Below are 17979 nucleotides of genomic sequence, written 5' to 3'. Positions count from 1 at the left end.
GTCAGCTCCCGCCCAGGGCGCGGACCTCGGCCTCGGTCATGATCGCCGCGAGCTCGGGCGTGTGGACCTTCGCGGTCCAGCCCAGCTCGTCGGCCGCCTTGGAGGCGTCGCCGATGAGCGCGTCCACCTCCGTGGGCCGCAGGTAGCGCGGGTCGAACTCGACGTGCTGCCGCCAGTCCAGGCCGACGTGCTCGAAGCAGTGCCCGAGGAAGTCGCGCACGGTCGAGGCGACGCCGGTCGCGAGGACGTAGTCCGAGGGCGCGTCGGCCTGCAGCATGCGCCACATGCCCTCGACGTACTCCTTCGCGTAGCCCCAGTCGCGCACGGCGTCGAGGTTGCCGAGGTACAGCGTGTCCTGCTTGCCGGCGGCGATCCGCGCGGCCGCCGCCGCGATCTTGCGGGTCACGAACGTCTCGCCGCGACGCGGCGACTCGTGGTTGAACAGGATCCCGTTGACCGCGTACATGCCGTAGGCCTCGCGGTAGTTGCGGGTCATCCAGTACGCGTAGACCTTCGCGGCGCCGTAGGGCGAGCGCGGCCAGAACGGCGTGAGCTCGTTCTGCGGCGGCGGCGTCGCACCGAACATCTCCGAGCTCGACGCCTGGTAGAAGCGCGTCTGCACACCCGTCGCCCGGATCGCCTCGAGCAGGCGCGTCGAGCCCATGCCCGTCGTCTGGCCCGTGAACTCGGGCTCGTCGAAGCTGACGCGCACGTGCGACTGCGCCGCGAGGTTGTAGACCTCGTCCGGGTGGACCTTCTCGAGCAGGGTCGCGAGCCGCGTGCCGTCCGTGAGGTCCGCGTAGTGCAGGAACAGGCGGGCGCTGGGGTCGTGCGGGTCCTGGTACAGGTGGTCGATCCGCTCGGTGTTGAACGTCGAGGCGCGGCGCACCAGCCCGTGCACCTCGTAGCCCTTCTCGAGCAGCAGCTCCGCCAGGTACGAGCCGTCCTGGCCCGTGATGCCCGTGATCAGCGCCTTCTTGGCCATGGATCCAGCCCTCCCCGTTCGCGACGTTTGGGTCAAAGTAGCCATGTTTGTCCCTTTCGCGGGATCTTGTGGTGGAAAATCACCCGTCCGCCGCGGCCCGGGCGGCCCCCGCGTCGGTACGTTCGACGGGTGCGCCCGCGCCGGCGCACCACGACGGCAGGGAGGACCCCCATGGAGGTGTCGGTGGTGCGCCGCCTGGCGACCGCGCAGAAGTCCGCACGGGGCGTGTCCCTCTACTCGCGGCACGTCAACCGCCCGTGGGGTCGTCTGCTCGCGGCCGCGGCCGTCCACCTGGGGCTGTCCGCCCAGACCGTGACCTACCTCTCCGCCGCCGTGACCGCGACGGCCGCGCTGCTGCTCACGCTCGTGCCGCCGTCGGTGGCGCTCGGCACGGGCGTCGCCGTGCTGCTCGCGCTCGGCTTCGCGCTCGACTCGGCCGACGGCCAGGTCGCCCGGCTCACGGGCACCGGGTCGCTCGCCGGCGAGTGGACCGACCACGTCGTCGACGCCGGGAAGATGGTGCTCGTGCACGCCGCGGTGCTCGTCGGCTGGGCCCGCTGGGACGTCGTCGACGGCGCGTGGCTGCTCGTGCCGCTCGCGGCGCAGCTCGTCGCGACCGTCGGGTTCGCCGGCGGCACGCTCGCCGAGCTGCTGGCCCGCAGCGCCCCGGACGGCGACGACGGGCCCACGGCCCCCCGCCCGCCGTCCACGGCGCGCGCGCTCGCCCTGCTCCCCGCCGACTACGGCGTGCTGTGCTGGACGTTCGCGCTGTGGGGCGCGGGCACGGCGTTCCGCTGGGCGTACGCGACGGTCGTGCTGCTCACGGCCCTCGTGGTCGTCGCGCTGCTGCGCCGCTGGTTCGCGGGCCTGCGTCGGCTCGCCGGGGCCCGCCCGTGACGGACGCCGCGGGAGCGCGCGCACGGCTCGGCGGGGTCGCGGCCGTCGCCGACCAGGGCCTGTCGAGCCTCGGCAGCATCGCGCTGCTCGTGCTGGTCGCGCGCCGCTCCCCCGCCGAGTCCTTCGCCGTCTTCTCGCTCGCGTACGTGGTCTTCACCGTGCTCCTGGGCCTCGTGGCCGCGTACGTCGGCCAGCCGCTCGTGCTCGTCCGCGACCCGGTCGCGCGGCGTCAGGCCGCGGGCGACGCGCTCGCCGCCACCGCCGCCGTCGCGCTCGCGCTCGGCGCCGCCGCCGTCGCGGCGGGGCTCGCCGTCGGGGGCGGCACCGCGCACACGTTCGCCGCGCTCGGCGCGGTGCTCGTCGTGCTGCTCACGGTCGAGGTCGCGCGGTACGCGTTCGCGGCCGCGCGCGAGCCGCACCTCGCGCTCGCGGTCGACGCGACCAAGGTCGCCGTGCTCGTCGCCGTGCTCGCGCTCGTGCCCACCCCGACGCCCGCCGCCGCGGTGCTCGCCTGGGGCGCGGCGTACGTCCCCGCGCTGGTCGTCGCGCTCGCCCTGCTCGCGCGCCGCGTCGCCCGGCCCCGGCGCCCGTTCGCGGCCCTGGTCGCGCGCGACCACCTGGGACGACGCTTCGCGACCGAGTTCGCCGTCGGCAACGGCTCGAGCCAGCTGACGGTCCTGGGGCTCGGCACGTTCGGCACCCCCGCGGCCGTCGGCGCCCTGCGGGGCGCGTCGACCGTGTTCGGGCCGCTCAACGTGCTGCTCACCGCGTCGACGTCGTTCGGGCCGCCCTACGTCGGGCGGCTGGTCGGCGCCCGCGCCCGGGTCCGGGCGGCGGCACGGCTCGGCGGCGCGCTCGCGGTGGTCGCCGGGCTGTGGGGCCTGACGGTGCAGCTGCTGCCCGCGTCCGTGGGCCGGCAGGTGCTGGGCGACACGTGGCAGCACGCGCACGCGCTGTTCCCGGCGACCACCGCGCAGTACGTCGCGATGGCCCTCGGCTCGGCCGGCATCCTCGCGCTGCGCGTCGTCGCACCGCGCGCCACGCTCGCGATCCAGGTCGTGTTCTCGGCCACGACCGTCGTGCTCGTCGTCGCCGGCTACCTCGTCGGCGGCGTGCTCGGCGCGGCCTGGGGCCTCGCGCTCGGCTCGGCGCTCAAGGCCGTCGCGCTGTGGGTGCGCGCCGCACGGCTGCGGGGCTCGGCCCTGCCGGACGACCTCGCCGCGCCCACCGACCGCGACGGCACGGCGCCGCGCGCGGCGACCGTCGGGGCGGCCTCGTCGGCGTCCGACCAGCGCCGCATCTGACGGTCCCAGAGCACCAGCACCAGGCCGCACGCCGCGAGGATCGCGAGCCGCCCCATGGCCTGCAGCAGCGACCCCCGCAGCAGGATGAACGCGTACCCGGCGACCACGGGCACGACGACGAGGACCGGATCGCTCACGCGCGCGCGCCGGAGCGCCACGAGGTAGCGGCGGTCCGCGCGCGCCGCGGCGAGGCCCAGCGCCGCCGACCCGAGGACGACCGCGACCCAGCCGCCGTCGACCCACAGCTCCGCCCACCACGGCGACGACAGGTTGGTGTTGACCGTGCCCATCCACTCGCCCACCAGGACCCCGGTGTCCTGCGCCTTGCCGGGCCAGACCTGCCGCGGCACGAAGAACAGCACGGCGCCGAGCATCTGACGCCCACCCGTGTGACCCTCGCCGACCTGCGTGTACGTCACGGTGTTGGCGACCATGACCATCTGGTCGAAGTCCTTCATCGCCATGGTCGTGAGCACCGACTGCGACTCCAGGGGCCGGTACCCCGCCTCGTCGTAGCGGAACCGGTCGGCGTAGGGGAAGACGACGACCGCCGCGACCAGGCCGCCGACCAGGACGGTCCGGTACCAGCCGCGCCGCGCACCGACCAGCACGAACACGGTCGACAGCAGCACGGTGAGCGCCCAGTAGCGCGGGTTCGAGACGGGGTTGTTGACGACGACGTTCGCGCCGAGCAGCGCGAGCCAGGTGCCCACGAGCACGACGGACCGACGAGCCGGCCGCACCGTCAGCAGCACCCGCGTCAGCGCCAGGAGCATCACGAGCACCGGCATCGTGCCGCCGCCCCGCAGCAGCGCAGACCCCACCTGCGAGCCCGCGTCGGCCAGGCCCGCCGCGCCGATGCTCTCGCTGATCGCCTGCCGCGACGAGAAGAAGGTCGCGGGCCCGCCGAGCCGGACCACGAGCGCCACGCTCACGAGCAGCGCGACCGCCGAGCCCGCGACGAGCAGGCGGTAGGGCCGCAGGTCCGACGGCGGTCCGGTCACGGCGCGGCCGCGGGGGGACGACGGCGCGGCCGGCGCCACGCGCGCCGCGACCGCGCCGTCCGCGTCCGTCGAGCCGCGTGCACCGGACGCGGCCGGGCGACGACGTGCCACGACGAGCTCCGCGACGTCGAAGGCGACGCACCCGACCAGCACGAGCAGGATCGCGGTCGTCAGGTGGTCGCGCGTGCCGACGAACAGCGTGGGGAACTGCCCGATGACCAGCTGCGCGAGCGGCGCGATCCCCATCGCGGTGTACACGAACAGCCAGAACGCCCCCTGCAGCGGGCGCGTGAGCCCGCGCAGCAGCACGAACGCCAGACGCGTGCCGGCGTACGCCGTGAGGAGCAGCTGCAGGACGAACGCGAGGTCGCGCTCGCCGGTGCCGCGCTGCAGACCGACGACGACGGGGAGCATGCCGCCCAGCACGACCACCAGCGGGGCCGCCCACCACTGCCGCAGGTCGCCCGCCTGCGACGAGCCCGCGCTCACGGTCTCTCACCCGCCGAGGCGCTCCCGGCGCCGCTCGGCGAGCGGTAGCGTGACGCGCGGCCGGCGCGACCCCGTGCTCGGCACCCCCCTCGAGCAGGAGCGACGCCGACGTGCCGACCGCCAGGACGACCGACCCCGCCGCGACCGTCGAGGGGCTGCGGGTGCTCCACGTCGTCACGCTGCACACGCCGGAGAACGCGTTCGGCGGCCCCACGCGCGTGGCGCTCAACCTCGCGCGCGGCCTCAACGCGCGCGGCGGCCGTGCGCGGCTGGTCGCGCTCGCCGACGGCTTCGACGACCTCCCGGACGTGGTCGAGGACGTGCCGGCGCGGCTCTACCGGCGCCGGCGCCTCGCGCCCGCCCTGGAGGTCAGCGGCATCACGTCGCTCGCGCTGGGCGCGGACCTGCCGCGCCTGGTGCGGCGGGCCGACGTGGTGCACGTGCACCTCATGCGCGACCTCGTGACGCTGCCCGCCGCCGCGGTGGCGCTCGCCGCGGGCGCACCGCTCGTCGTGCAGACGCACGGCATGGTGGACCCGAGCAGCAAGCCGCTCGCTCGGTTCTTCGACGCGCTCGTCGTGCGCCGCGTGCTCCGCCGCGCGGACGTCCTGCTGCACCTCACGGACGAGGAGCGCGACGACGTCCGCGCGACCGCGCGCACCGCGCTGCCGCACGCACGACGCCTGGTCAACGGGGTCGAGCTGCAGCCCCGCCGGCCGCTGCCGCAGGCCCCGCGCGTGCTGTACCTGGCCCGGCTGCAGGACCGCAAGCGTCCCGAGGACTTCGTGCGCTGCATGCCGGCCGTACTGGCGCAGCACCCCGGCGCGCGGTTCGTGCTCGCCGGCTCGGACTCCGGGGCGCTGGCACGCACGCTCGCGGTCGCCGACGAGCTGGGCGTGCGCGACTCGCTCGACGTGCTGGGCGGCCTGCCGCACGACGAGGCGCTCGCCGAGCTCGCGCGCGCGAGCGTCTACGTCCTGCCGTCCGTCGGCGAGACGTTCCCGGTCTCGGTCCTCGAGGCCATGGCGTGCGGCGTGCCGGCGGTCGTCACGTCGTCGAACGGCCTCGCGCCGGACGTCGCCGAGGCGGGCGCGGGCGCCGTGGGCGACGACGTCCCGACGCTCGCCGCGGCCGTCGCGCGGCTCCTCGACGCCGACGCGAACGACGCGGCGTCCCGCGCGGCGCACGCGCTGGTGGCGGCGCGCTACTCGATCGACGCGGTGGTCGACGAGCTGGCGCACGCCTACGCCGACGCGCGGGCGGCTCATCCCGCGCGCCGCGCGACGGCCTGATCGGCCCGCTCGAGTTCGCGGACCTTCACGCCGATCTGCCAGTAGTATGTCGCGAGCGCGACGGCGTAGTCGAAGCCGGCGCGGCCGTCGAGGAACCCGCGGCGCGCGACGAACGCGTACACGAAGAACGCGAGCGGCTTGAACGGCACGCGGTCGAACAGCGCGCCCTTGGCGGTGCGGCGCGCGGCCACGTCCGAGCGCAGGGCGGCGTGCCGGCGCAGGTACGCCTCCCAGTCGGAGTAGCGGTTGTGCCGGTCGAACCAGCTCGCGACCGGGTCGCGGTCGTCGTGCACGACGCGGTGCCGCAGAGCGCCGACCGTGCCCGTGGTCTCGGGCTGGTAGTGGCCCTCGACCTCCCGGATGCCGGGCGCGTCGAGGTCGCCGACCTCGGGGAACGCGCACCGCCGCCGGTCGAGCAGCGAGCGCTTCGTGACGCGGTGGCCGTGCCGCAGGTACCGCCCCGCGAACCGGTACAGCAGGGCGACGTCGTACGCGCCGTGCTCGTCGACGCGCCCGGACCGCACGAGCGCCGCGATCTCGTCGACCAGCGCGGGTGACGGGAACTCGTCGGCGTCGAGGAGCAGCACCCAGTCGTGCCGCACGCCGGCGTGCTCGAGCGACCACTGCTTCTTCTTGGGGTAGCCGCCGTCCCACGTGAACGGCACGACGCGCGCGCCGTGCTCGACCGCGATCTCGGCCGTGCGGTCCGTGCTGCCGGAGTCCACGACGACCACGTCGTCGAAGCGCTCGAGCCGGCGCAGGCTGTTGCCGAGCGTCGCCTCCTCGTTGCGCGTCAGCACGATCACGCTCACCGGGACGTCCCCGCTCATGCCCACCACCCGCCTCTCGTCGCGCGCCCATCGTGCCCGACGCGGACCCCCATACGGCGCAAAGCGGACAGAATCACCCGCTCGCCGGGGCCCTGCGGAGCGACATCACCCGGACGCCGCGGGAGGCCGCCTGTACAGTCAAAACCTCCGAAACCCGACGAGAACGGACACCCTCGTGGAGATCGCACGCTTCGTCCAGCTGCTGCGCGCGCGGTGGCTCGCCGTCCTCGCGTGCGTCGCGCTGGGCACCGGCGCCGGGCTCACCCTGCCGCTGACCATGACCCCCGTGTACGAGGCCCGCGCGCAGACGTTCATCACGCTCGCGGACGCGTCCGCGCCCGACGCGTCGCTCTTCGCGTCGTCGCAGTTCACCATGAGCCGGCTCAAGTCCTACACGATGCTCGTCGGGAGCCCGGGGGTGCTGGGGCCCGTCATCGCCGACCTGGGGCTCGGCACGGACGTCGCGACGCTGCGGGACGCCGTCACGGCGAGCAACCCCAGCGGCTCGTTCATCATCTCGGTGACCGCGCAGTCCGGGGACCCGGCGACGGCCGCCGCGATCGCGAACGCCGTGTCCGAGCGTCTGGGCACCGCGATCGAGGACCTCGAGGCGTCGTCCGCGGGTGCGCAGGTCTCGGCGCAGGTGGTGCGGGAGGCCGAGCCGCCCGCCTCGCCGACGTCGCCGCGGCGCAAGCTCGCGCTCGCGCTGGGGCTGCTGGCCGGGCTCGCCGTCGGGCTCGGGCTCGCGGCGGCGCGCCAGCAGCTCGACCGTTCCGTGCGCACCGCCGAGCACCTCAAGCAGGTCACGGGCGCCGGCGTCCTGACCGAGGTGCCCCTCGACCCGTCGATCGCGGGCGTGACGCGCTCGCTGCCCGTCACGGAGTCGTTCCGCACGCTGCGCGCGAGCCTGCGCTTCGTCGACGTCGACCACCCGCCCCGCGTCATCGCGGTCTCGTCGGCGGTGGTCGCCGAGGGCAAGACCTCGACGGCGGTGAACCTCGCCGCGTCGCTCGCCGCGAGCGGCAGCACGGTGTGCCTGGTCGACGCCGACCTGCGCCGGCCGGGGGTGTCGCAGCACATCGGCATCCTCGACTCCGTGGGGCTCTCCGACACCCTCATCGGGGAGTACCCGCTGGACGACGTGCTGGTCGACTGGGAGGACGGCGTCACGGTGCTCCCCGCCGGCACGCTGCCGCCCGACCCCGCGGCGCTGCTCGGCTCGCAGGCGATGACGGCGACGGTCGCCGCGCTGCACGAGCGCTTCGACTTCGTCATCCTCGACACGCCGCCCCTCACGCCCGTCGTCGACGGCGCGGTGCTCGGCGCCCTCGCCGACGGCACGATCCTGGTGGTGCGGCACGGCAGCACCGACGCCGCGGCCGTCGCGCGTGCCGCCGAGACGCTCGACGACGCGGGCGCGCGGCTGCTGGGCACGGTCCTCAACCGCGTGCCGCGCACGCGGCGGCGCCGCGCCGAGTACTCGTACGTGCCGCGCACGCGGACGGGCCCCGGCCCCGCACGGCACGCGGACGGCGCACGCGCGGACGACGCGGCCGAGGGCGCTGCGGCCGAGGGTGCTGCGGCCGGGGCGCCGGACGGTGCCGCGGCGAGCTCGCCGGACGACGTGACCCGCTCGCTCGCGCCCGACGACGTGGCCCGCTCGCCCGCGCCGGACGACGCCGAGCAGGAGCACGCCGCGCAGGAGCACGCTGAGCAGGAGCACGCTGAGCAGGAGCACACCCCGCGGGCCGCGACGACGCAGCACCGCACCCCGCGCGCCGCGGCCGGCGCCGCCCGGCCGTGACGCGCACCGCGGGTCCCCTGCGCGTCCTGGTGGTCTGCCGCGCCAACGTGTGCCGTTCGCCCCTCGCGCGCGCGGTGCTCCGGACGTCCCTCGGGGACGGCGTCGACGTGGTCGCGGCGGGCACGCACCCACCCGTCGGCAGCCCCGCGTGCTCCCTGGTCCGCGCGCGCGTCGAGGCCGAGGCCTGGCTGCCCCCCACCACGGGGGCGCACGCGGTGACCGTGGCCGACCTGCGGTCCGCGGACCTCGTGCTGGGGGCCGACCGCACCGTGTGCGCCGACGTCATCGCGCTGCTGCCCGCCGCGCGCCCGCGCGTGTTCACGCTGCGCGAGGCCGGCCCCGTGGCCCGCATCGCGCTGGGGTCGGCCCGCGACGCGGCACGGCCCGCGGGGGCCCGTGAGCTCGTGGGCCGCATGCCCGCGGCACGCGCGATCGCCTGGCACGCGGACGCCGCCGCCGCGACGGGCCGGCGACGGCGCGGCGCGGGACCGGTGCCGCCCGAAGGCGCGCGCTGGGACGTCGCCGACGGGCACCTCGACGACCTCGCGGCCCACGAGCGCACGATCGACGCCGTCGTCGCGGCGTGCCACGACCTGGTGGACGTCCTCGCCCACGTGCTCGACGAGGAGCGCGCGGCACGGAGCTGACGTCGGAGCCGCACCTCCGCGCGGCGAGCCCGTCGGCGCGTCCGCAGGGGCCGGGGACCGCACCCGCGGCCCACGAGCCGCCCGAGCCGGAGGATCCCGCGGCCACCCCGCGGCACGACGACGCCCGGCGGGCGGGACCGTCGCGGCCCCGCCCACCGGGCGTCGCGTGCGTCAGCGGCCGGCCTGGTCGACGTACGTCGACAGGTCGGGGCACAGGTGCTCGACCGCGTCCGGCCACTGCGCCGCGTCCGGGTCGTCCCGCAGCGCCTCGACCAGCACGTCGGCGTCCACCGCCGCGAGGTAACGCATGCGGGCGCACGCCTCGACGCCCGCCTCGAGCACGGCCGCCGGGTCGACGCCGTCGGGCACGCGCCCCTCGAGGTACGCGTCGGCCTGGTCGTCGTCGGGCGCGGGCGGCTCGACGGACGTGAGGTCGGGCGGCGGGGCCGACGGGTCCACCGACGGTGCGGCGGCCGGTCCCGTGGGCGACGCCGAGGGCACGGCCGACGCCGCCGCGCCGTCCGCCGCGTCCCCGGCACCCCCGGCATCGGGTGCGGGCGTGGCCGCGGTGCACCCGGCGAGCAGACCGCCCGCGAGCGCGAGGACCGCCACCGGTGCGCCGAGCGCGCGGCGCGTCCGGGCGCTCACGACGCCTCGAACGTGAGCGTGAGCTGCGGACGGTACGACGCCGTCGTGTGCTCGGAGGACCACAGCCACACGTTGTCCGTGCTCGTGGACGTCAGCGCGAGCGTCTGCGTCGCCCCGAGCCGGCCGTCGAACACGAGCGGGTCCAGCGGCGTCGTGTACACCGTGCTGGGCACCGACCCGCCGGGCCACGTCCCCACGACGACGCCCGAGAGCGCCGGCCGCCCGGCGTACACGAGCGTGGCCTGCGACCACCCGGACTCCGCCCACTGCCAGGTGTACGGGTCGACGGACCCCGCGCTCGCCGCCGTGGTCGTCCGGACCCGCAGCGCGGCGCCCGTCAGGCGCAGCCCGGCGGGTGCCGGCGGCAGGTCGAACTTGAGGTAGGTCACCTGGAACGGCGTCCCGCCGCGCGCGCTGAGCTGGTTGAAGGTGCCCTGCGGCGTCGTGGGCGCGCTCTGGTTGACCCACGTGTCCTCGGCGGGCGCGAGCACCACCGTCACGGGGTCCGTCGACGGTGCGACGGTGGCCGTGGCCGGGTCCGACGGCGGGCCCGTGTTGCCGGCGGCGTCGCGCGCGACGACGCGGTACGTGTACGACCCGATCGCGAGCCCGGTGTCGGTCCACGTCGTCGCGGTGACCTGGGCGACGCGCGTCGCCTCCGACGGGACGAACCCCGGGTCGGCCGAGCGGTGCACGTCGTACCCGGTGACCCCGCGGTCGTCGGTCGCCGCCGTCCAGGACAGCTGCACGGTCGTGCCGGTGACGCCCGCCGTCAGGGCCGTGGGCGCCGAGGGCGCCGCGGCGTCCGGGCCCGTCACCGTCACCGTGACCGGTGCGCTCGCGGCGCCGACGTTGCCGGCGGCGTCCCGGGCGAGCACGCGGTAGGTGTAGGTGCCCGGCGCGAGCGCGGCGTCGGCGTACCCGGGTGCCGCGACGTCGCCCAGGTGCGTCTCGGCCGAGGGCGTGAACGCCGGGTCGGTCGACCGGTGCACCTCGTAGGACACGACGCCGACGTCGTCGGTCGCCGCGGACCACGTGAGGGCCACGTCGCTCTCGCCGGCGGTCGCCGCCAGGTCCCCCGGCGCCGAGGGCGCCGTGAGGTCGGGCGGCGGCGTGCCGGTGCCGAGCGCGTGGTGCTGCGCGACCTGCGCGGCCGTGAGCACGGCGGGGTAGACCGCGACCTCGTCGACCGAGCCCACCAGGTACGGCGAGGTGGACCCCCAGGTCGGGTCGCCGCCGACCTTCCAGTACCCCGTGTAGGACTGCGCGGCGCCCTGCGGGTTGGTCCCCACGAGCGCGCCGTCGACGTACAGGCGCATGCCGTCGGTGGGCGACTGGGTCGCGACCACGTGGTGCCAGGCGCCGTCGTTGTACGGCGCGGGCGTCGTGATGGTGTTCGCCGACCCCGTCCAGACGCCGAAGACCAGACGTCCGTCGTCCTGCAGGTACACGTGGCGGTCGTAGTTGCCCGACAGCCCGGTGCGGTTGTCGCCGAACCCGATGAGCTTGCCGCCGCGGTTCGTGGTGCTGCTGAACCACAGCTCGAGGGAGTACGTCGACGGGTTCGTCGTGCTGAGGTCGCTCACGACGTTGCCGCCGCCGTTGCGGAACCGCACGCCACGGCCGTCGGTGCCCACCACGGGGCTGTCCGCGCCGAGCGTGACCGCGCCCTGGTAGCTGCCCGTCGCGCCGTACGGCCCGGAGTCGGCGGCGGTGGTGCCGCCGGTCTCGCCGAGCCGCCAGAACAGGTCGGGGCCGAGCGCGTGCACGGCCTGGCCGTACGCGTCGGGGGGCGGGGTCTGCCCGGGCAGCGTGCGCCCGGACGCGGTGTAGTGCGCCTGGACCTGCGCCGCGGTCAGCGCGGTCGGGTAGACCGCCGTCTCGTCGACGTCCCCGCCGAAGTACCGCGACGACGGCTGCGACGGCCACCCGTCGAGGTTGTCGCCGCCGACCCGCCAGCTCCCCTTGTAGGACTGCGCCGTCGTGGTCCCGTTGCGGCCCACGGGCACGCCGTCGACGTACATCGTCATGCCGGCGGCGCCCTGCGTGGCGACGACGTGGTGCCACTCGCCGTCGTTGTAGGAGCGCGGGCTCGTGACCGTCTGCGTCGAGCCGGTGTACACGCCGAACACGAGCTTGCCCGCGTCGGTCATGTAGACGTGCCGGTCGTAGCTGCCGGACGTGCGCAGCGCGGCGGGCGACATCCGGTTGGACTGCCCGTTGCCGAACCCGACGATCTTGCCGCCCTGCGTGGACGTGGTCCGGAACCAGGTCTCGACCGAGTACGTCGACGGGCCCTGCTCGATCCAGTCGCTGTGCGCGGTCCGCCCGTCGCCGAAGCCCATCGCCCAGCCGCCGTCGCCCACGGGGCTCGTCGTCGACCGGAACGCGGGCGTGCCGGTGAGCACGCCGTTGCGGCCCTGCCCGGCCGAGTCCCACGCGACGCCGCCGGAGCCCTCCTCGTAGCGCCAGTACAGGGACGGCTGGTCGGCGAGGACCGCCGCCGGGTAGGCGACGTCGGACGAGCGGGCCGCGACCGACGCCGCGCCGGACAGCGCGCTCACGTTCGTGCCGTCGGTCGCGCGGACGCGGTAGGAGTACGTCTGCCCCGGGGTCACCGACGTGTCGACGAACGAGCCCTGGGGGCGCGTCCAGAACGACGAGGCCACCCGCACGGTGGCGATCGGCGTCGCAGCGCCGTTGCGGAAGACCTCGTAGGCGAGCTCGGAGTCGTCGGGGTCGACGACGCTGCGCCAGCGCACGTGCACGGCGCCGGTGGTGGTGGACTCGACGGTCACGGTCGGGACCGGCGGGGCGCCGGTGTCGACCTGGCCGAACCGCGTGAGGCCCTGCTGCGCGCTGCCGTTGGTCGTCGTGAACTCGCCGCCCACCCACAGGTACTGCTGGGAGCCCGCGGTGGCGACGGTCAGCGCACGCGGCCCGATGCTCTCGCCGATGCCGTCGTTCGTGTCGGGGTACCAGCCGGCGAGCTGCGCGTCGTCCACGCGCTGCGCCGTCAGGTGGGTCCGCTTGCCCTCGGTGAACCAGCCCATCGACTCGCAGTCGTGCGCGTGGTGGCCCGCGTACAGCAGGCCGTCGTGCTCGAGCACGGCCTGCGTCGCCCCGAGGCACGTGTCGCGCCACACCTGGTCGAGCGAGCCGTAGGCGAGCGCGAGGCGGCCGTCGAACACGCCGCCGCCCGTGCCCTCGTTGCCGACGTAGAAGCCCGCCTGGCCGGCGTCGACCGCCTTGGTGACGGACGTGTCCGGGATGAACCCGCGCGGGTAGGTGCGCGTCACCGCGCCCGTGCCCGCGTCGACCGCGGCCAGCGAGTGGGAGTTGGCGCCCCCGACCGTGAAGAAGTCGCCGCCGAGCATGACCGTGCCGCCGTCGGGCGAGACGGCGATCGCGCGGCCGACCGCGTCGGCGTCGGCCCGCCACGGCAGGAGCGCACCGGTCCGGGCGTCGAGCGCCGCGAAGTAGTCGCGCCGCTCGCCGCCGACGGTGCGGAAGTCGCCGCCGACGTACAGCACGTCGGGCGTGGCGGCCAGCGCGCGGACCGTCGCGGAGACCGACGGCGCGGTGAACGTCGACCGGACGGTGCAGGTCGCGACGTCGACGGCCGCGATCTTGTTCGCGTAGGTCGAGTCGACGCGTCCGAACAGGCCGCCCACGTAGAGCGTCGCGCCGTCGGGCGAGGTCGCGAGGGCACGGACCGTGATGCCGCTGCCGACGCTCAGCTGCGGGCGGCACGACGTGGGTTGGCCCGTCGTCGTGTCGAGCGCCACGAGCCCGGTCACCGAGATCGCGGACCCGGACCCGCCGGACGGGGGGCGCAGCTGGGAGAACGTCCCGCCGGCGAACACCTTGTCGCCGGCGGCCGCGAGCGACCACACCACGCCGTTGGTCTGCCACGTGGGCAGGCTGTCGGCGCTGAAGGCGACCCCGGGCGTGAGCGCCTGCGCGGGCGCCGCCCCCACGGGTGCGGCGACGAGCGCCGCCGCACCGAGCACCACCGTCGCCACGGCGGCGACGATCTTCGACTTCCTGACCACGGGCCACCTCGCAACGAACGCGCCATCCCGGTCCGGCCGGGCGTGGCGACTCTAAGACGCGTATGTCCCGTTTTGCCCCTCCCTGGGGGGCTTTTCACCCGGATGACCACCCGCGGGGAGCACCCACGCGCCGCTACCGTGGGCCGATGTCGATCGCACCGCCACCGGCCCGCCGCCACCTGGCCGGGTTCCGCGGCACGGGGTACGACAAGGGTCGCCCGGCCGCCGTGCAGGCGCTGTGGCTCGCCGTCTCCGGGCTCGTGGTCGTGCGGTGGTGGTGCCCCGCGTCGCTGCGGGCGGCCCTGCTGCGCGCGTTCGGCGCCCGCATCGGCACCGGCACGGTGATCCGCCACCGGGTCCGCGTGCACTGGCCGTGGAAGCTCGCGGTCGGCGACGACACCTGGATCGGCGAGGGCGCCTGGATCCTCAACCTCGAGCCCGTGACGATCGGCTCCGACGTGTGCATCTCGCAGGACGTGCTCCTGTGCACCGGGAGCCACGACGCCCGGTCGGCGACGTTCGAGTACGACAACGCCCCCGTCGTCGTGCAGGACGGCGCGTGGGTCGCCGCGCGCGCGACCGTGCTGCGCGGCGTGACGATCGGCGCCGACGCGGTCGTCGGCGCGACGGCGCTCGTGACGACCGACGTGCCGCCGGGCGCACGCGTGCTGGCACCGCGGGGCCACGTCACGCCCTGACGCGGCACGCGAGCCACCGTCAGACGCGCACGGCCCCGGCCTGCTCGCGGTACCACGCGACGGTGCTCTCGACGCCCTCGGCGAGGCCGATGCGCGCGCGCCACCCCGTGGCGTGCAGACGGCTCACGTCGAGCACCTTGCGCGGCGTGCCGTCGGGCTTCGAGTCGTCCCACCGGGTCTCGCCGGTGAAGCCCGTGCTGCTCGCGACCAGGCCGGCGAGCTCGCGGATCGTCACGTCCGTGCCGGTGCCGACGTTGATGTGCTGCTCGTCGTCGTAGTGCTCGAGCAGGTGCAGGACGGCGTCCGCGAGGTCGTCGACGTGCAGCATCTCCCGGCGCGGTTCGCCCGTCCCCCAGTTGGTGACCGTCGGCGCTCCCGTGCGCACGGCCTCGTCGTACCGGCGCACGAGCGCGGGCAGCACGTGCGAGCCCGTCGGCGAGAAGTTGTCGCCCGGGCCGTACAGGTTCGACGGCATGGCGCTGATCCACGGCAGGCCGTACTGCCGACGCACGGCCTGCACGTGCAGGATCCCCGTGATCTTCGCGATGGCGTACGCGTCGTTGGTGCGCTCGAGGGGCCCCGTGAGCAGCGCCTCCTCGGGGATCGGCTGCGGCGCGAGCCGCGGGTAGATGCACGACGACCCGAGCAGCAGCAGCCGCTCGACGCCCGCGCGCCGCGCGGCGTCGAGCACGTTCACCTGGATGCGCACGTTGTCCGACAGGAAGTCGACCGGCTGCTGCGCGTTGGCCCAGATGCCGCCGACGCGCGCGGCCGCGAGCACCACGTGCCGCGGGCGCGTCGCGTCGACGAACTCCTCGACGCGCGCGGCGTCGCGCAGGTCGAGCCGGCCGGAGGGCAGACCGACGAGGTCGGTGAAGCCGGCCGCGCGCAGCCGACGCCAGACGGCGGACCCGACGAGGCCGCGGTGACCCGCGACCCACACCCGGTCGTCACGGTCGAGCGGTCCGGGGGTGAAGGTCGTCATGGTGCTCCTGTCGGTGTCAGTACGCGCCGGCGCCCGTGAGCACGGCACGCGCGGTCTTCCAGATGATCAGCATGTCCATCGCGACGGACCAGTTGTCGACGTACCGCAGGTCGAGCCGCACGGACTCCTCCCACGACAGGTCGGAGCGCCCGCTGACCTGCCACAGCCCCGTGAGGCCGGGCTTGACGTGCAGACGGCGCTGCACCTCGTCGGGGTACACCGCGACCTCCTCGAGCAGCGGCGGACGCGGCCCCACGACCGCCATCTCGCCGCGCACGATGTTGAGCAGCTGGGGCAGCTCGTCGATCGAGAACCGGCGCAGCACGCGCCCCACCGGGGTCACGCGCGGGTCGTCGGCCATCTTGAACAGCACGCCGTCGCGGTGGCCCGAGGCGAGCAGCGCGGCGCGCCGCTCGTCGGCGTCGCGGTACATCGTGCGCAGCTTGTACATCGTGAACGTCGTGCCGTCGCGGCCCACACGGGTCTGACGGTAGACCGCCCCGCCGGGCGACGTCAGCGCGACCGCGGCCGCGGCGACGAGCAGCACAGGCGAGAGCACGACGAGCGCGGCACCGGCCATCGTGGCGTCCATGGCCTGCTTGAGCAGCAGCCGCCCGCGGGGCGCACCGACCTCGACCTCGAGCAGCGAGAGCCCGACGGCCGGGCGGACCGTGAGCCGCGGGCCCGCGACCTCGACGAGGTCGGGCACGACCACGAGCCGCGCACCGGCGCGCGACAGCGCCCAGGACAGCCGCCGCAGCGCCTCGCCCGAGAGGCACGAGCCCGTCACGAGCACGACCTCGGCGCCGCGGTCCGCGACGACCTGGACCACGTCCGCGACCGCGCCGAGCACCGGCACCCCGGCGACCTGGTGCGCGAGGTCGACCGACGGCAGGCACACGCCGTCGATGCGGTACCCGTGGTGCGGCGCGCGCGAGAGGTCGCGCACGAGCCTGCCGGCCGCGAACGGGTCGCCGACGACCACGGTGCGCTGCATCGCGTGGCCGAGCGCGCGGCGGCGCCGCAGCCGGCGCTGCGCGACGAGGCGCACGCACCACGTGAGCGCGAGCGCGACCGGCACGCCGACGAGCACGTAGCTGCGGGGCACGTCGAGCCGGAACACGTAACCGAGCAGGATGAGCGCGACGACGAACGCGAGGGCGGCGCGCAGCGCGACCTGGAACTCGCCGGGCCCGTCGCCGGTCTGCCGGCGGCCGTACCCGCCGCCGAGCGCGACCAGGAGGACGAACGCCGCCGCGGCGACGCCGGCGACGACGAGCGACTCCAGCAGCCCGGAGTGCACGCGGTACACGACGGCGGTCGTCGCACCGACGACGGTCGCGTCGCCGCCCGCGACGGCGAGGGCGTGGCGCACGCGCACGGCGCGCCAGCCGTCGGCCTGCGCGAGGGGGTCGGAGTTGAGGACGGTGCGCCGCCGGACGTAGGGCTCGGAGGACGCCCAGGACCGACGGGGCTCGAGAGCCCGTCCGCGCCGGTCGTCCCCCTGGTCGCCCCAGACCCGTTCGCCCGCCGTCAGTGTCATGGCTCCCCCGTGGTCCGCTCGCGTGATGACGAGAGGCTAATCGCCCCTTTCGGGGTGATTGGGGGTTAACGTCCGATTTCACCCTCTTCGGGCGGTGATGTCACCCTTGTGCGGGTGTGCATCAGGTGACCGGCAGGCGAACGACCGTCAGACCTTCGTGTGGAACCGCAGCTGCGCCGCCTTGAGGCCCTCGAGCACGACCGCCTCGACGGCGTCGGCCGCGCGGTCCACGAGCCACGGCAGGTCCTTCTTCTCGGGGCCGGAGAAGTCCTTGAGCACGAAGTCCGCCGGGTCCTGCCGGCCCGGAGGGCGCCCGACGCCCACCCGCACGCGCACGTAGTCCTTCGAGCCGAGCGCCTTGGACGTGTCGCGCAGGCCGTTGTGGCCGCCCTCGCCGCCGCCGCGCTTGAGGCGGACGTCCGCGAACGGGATGTCGAGCTCGTCGTGCACCATGACGACCCGCTCGACCGGCACGTCGTGGTAGCGCGCGAGCGCCGCCACGGGGCCGCCCGACACGTTCATGTACGTCGTGGGCTTGGCGAGGACGACGCGCGGGCCGGGCGTACCGCCCGGCAGGGTGCCGAGGCGCACGTCGGCCGACACGGCCTGCGGGCGCCGGCCCAGCAGGCCGCCCCGCGAGCCGAACGTCGCGCCGGTGCGGCGCGCGAGCTCGTCGAGCACCATCTGGCCCACGTTGTGCCGGTTGCCCGCGTACTGCGCGCCGGGGTTGCCGAGGCCGACGACGAGCCAGGGTCCGTCGCTCACGGTGGGGTCCTCCAGGGGTGCCGGTGGTGGGGG

Annotated in this window: 13 protein-coding genes; 5 read left to right on the top strand and 8 right to left on the bottom strand. The window is 75.6% G+C overall.

The features are described 5' to 3' along the window. Position 1 precedes the first annotated feature (1 nt). Positions 2 to 985, bottom strand: a complete 984-nt coding sequence (gmd, locus tag GY42_RS17305; RefSeq protein WP_046530256.1) for a GDP-mannose 4,6-dehydratase — start codon at positions 983 to 985, stop codon at positions 2 to 4. Positions 986 to 1156: 171 nt separating this feature from the next. Here gmd and GY42_RS17300 point away from each other — a divergent pair, with 171 nt between their 5' ends. Beyond that, a complete protein-coding gene (locus GY42_RS17300) occupies positions 1157 to 1882 on the top strand; it encodes a CDP-alcohol phosphatidyltransferase family protein (protein ID WP_046530255.1) in 726 nt (241 codons plus the stop codon). A gap of 1096 nt (positions 1883 to 2978) precedes the next feature. Here the strand turns inward: GY42_RS17300 and GY42_RS17285 are convergent. Next, positions 2979 to 4679 carry a hypothetical protein gene (locus GY42_RS17285; protein WP_175578567.1) on the bottom strand — a complete coding sequence of 567 codons (1701 nt, stop codon included), beginning with the start codon at positions 4677 to 4679 and terminating at the stop codon, positions 2979 to 2981. 110 nt (positions 4680 to 4789) lie between these two features. Between GY42_RS17285 and GY42_RS17280 the strand changes: the two genes are divergently transcribed. Continuing rightward, positions 4790 to 5971, top strand: a complete 1182-nt coding sequence (locus tag GY42_RS17280) for a glycosyltransferase (protein WP_201775287.1) — start codon at positions 4790 to 4792, stop codon at positions 5969 to 5971. Here the strand turns inward: GY42_RS17280 and GY42_RS17275 are convergent. Continuing rightward, on the bottom strand, positions 5944 to 6801 hold the full coding sequence (locus GY42_RS17275; RefSeq protein WP_046531194.1) for a glycosyltransferase family 2 protein: 858 nt from the start codon (positions 6799 to 6801) through the stop codon (positions 5944 to 5946). The genes GY42_RS17280 and GY42_RS17275 overlap by 28 nt on opposite strands. Positions 6802 to 6976: 175 nt before the next feature. On the opposite strand from GY42_RS17275, the gene GY42_RS17270 reads away from it, so the two are divergent. After that, positions 6977 to 8605: a polysaccharide biosynthesis tyrosine autokinase gene (locus GY42_RS17270; RefSeq protein WP_052748488.1), complete on the top strand. Its 1629-nt coding sequence runs from the start codon at positions 6977 to 6979 to the stop codon at positions 8603 to 8605. Then, complete coding sequence (locus GY42_RS17265) at positions 8602 to 9252, top strand: arsenate reductase/protein-tyrosine-phosphatase family protein (protein WP_046530252.1); 651 nt, start codon at positions 8602 to 8604, stop codon at positions 9250 to 9252. Before GY42_RS17270 ends, GY42_RS17265 begins: the two co-directional genes overlap by 4 nt. Before the next feature lie 171 nt (positions 9253 to 9423). On the opposite strand, the gene GY42_RS17260 is transcribed toward GY42_RS17265, so the two are convergent. Then, positions 9424 to 9900 carry a hypothetical protein gene (locus GY42_RS17260; protein ID WP_046530251.1) on the bottom strand — a complete coding sequence of 159 codons (477 nt, stop codon included), beginning with the start codon at positions 9898 to 9900 and terminating at the stop codon, positions 9424 to 9426. Beyond that, the gene (locus tag GY42_RS19245) at positions 9897 to 13955 is read right to left on the bottom strand and encodes a LamG-like jellyroll fold domain-containing protein (protein ID WP_152667368.1); all 4059 of its coding nucleotides are present in this window, start codon (positions 13953 to 13955) and stop codon (positions 9897 to 9899) included. The genes GY42_RS17260 and GY42_RS19245 overlap by 4 nt, the downstream gene beginning before the upstream one ends. A 146-nt stretch (positions 13956 to 14101) precedes the next feature. Between GY42_RS19245 and GY42_RS17250 the strand changes: the two genes are divergently transcribed. After that, complete coding sequence (locus GY42_RS17250; RefSeq protein WP_046530250.1) at positions 14102 to 14653, top strand: acetyltransferase; 552 nt, start codon at positions 14102 to 14104, stop codon at positions 14651 to 14653. Positions 14654 to 14672: 19 nt separating this feature from the next. On the opposite strand, the gene GY42_RS17245 is transcribed toward GY42_RS17250, so the two are convergent. The 3 genes from GY42_RS17245 to pth all read right to left on the bottom strand — a co-directional run bounded on the left by GY42_RS17245 (position 14673) and on the right by pth (position 17946). Beyond that, a complete protein-coding gene (locus GY42_RS17245; protein ID WP_046530249.1) occupies positions 14673 to 15638 on the bottom strand; it encodes a GDP-L-fucose synthase family protein in 966 nt (321 codons plus the stop codon). A 16-nt stretch (positions 15639 to 15654) separates the two neighbouring features. After that, the gene (locus GY42_RS17240; protein WP_046530248.1) at positions 15655 to 17181 is read right to left on the bottom strand and encodes a sugar transferase; all 1527 of its coding nucleotides are present in this window, start codon (positions 17179 to 17181) and stop codon (positions 15655 to 15657) included. Between the two features lie 147 nt (positions 17182 to 17328). After that, positions 17329 to 17946, bottom strand: a complete 618-nt coding sequence (gene pth / locus GY42_RS17235) for an aminoacyl-tRNA hydrolase (protein ID WP_046530247.1) — start codon at positions 17944 to 17946, stop codon at positions 17329 to 17331. Positions 17947 to 17979 lie beyond the last annotated feature (33 nt).

It is taken from the genome of Cellulomonas sp. FA1, from assembly GCF_000986825.1.
In the GTDB taxonomy this organism is placed as follows: domain Bacteria; phylum Actinomycetota; class Actinomycetes; order Actinomycetales; family Cellulomonadaceae; genus Cellulomonas; species Cellulomonas iranensis.
The sequence above is the reverse complement of the archived record's forward strand: the minus strand, read 5'-3'. Positions and strand labels throughout refer to the sequence as shown.

Bases quoted from the DNA above. Each gene is read 5' to 3' on its own strand.
- GY42_RS17245 (WP_046530249.1), bottom strand. From the start codon at position 15,638: ATGACGACCTTCACCCCCGGACCGCTCGACCGTGACGACCGGGTGTGG.
- GY42_RS17275 (WP_046531194.1), bottom strand. From the start codon at position 6,801: ATGAGCGGGGACGTCCCGGTGAGCGTGATCGTGCTGACGCGCAACGAG.
- GY42_RS17240 (WP_046530248.1), bottom strand. From the start codon at position 17,181: ATGACACTGACGGCGGGCGAACGGGTCTGGGGCGACCAGGGGGACGAC.
- GY42_RS17250 (WP_046530250.1), top strand. From the start codon at position 14,102: ATGTCGATCGCACCGCCACCGGCCCGCCGCCACCTGGCCGGGTTCCGC.
- GY42_RS17300 (WP_046530255.1), top strand. From the start codon at position 1,157: ATGGAGGTGTCGGTGGTGCGCCGCCTGGCGACCGCGCAGAAGTCCGCA.
- gmd (WP_046530256.1), bottom strand. From the start codon at position 985: ATGGCCAAGAAGGCGCTGATCACGGGCATCACGGGCCAGGACGGCTCG.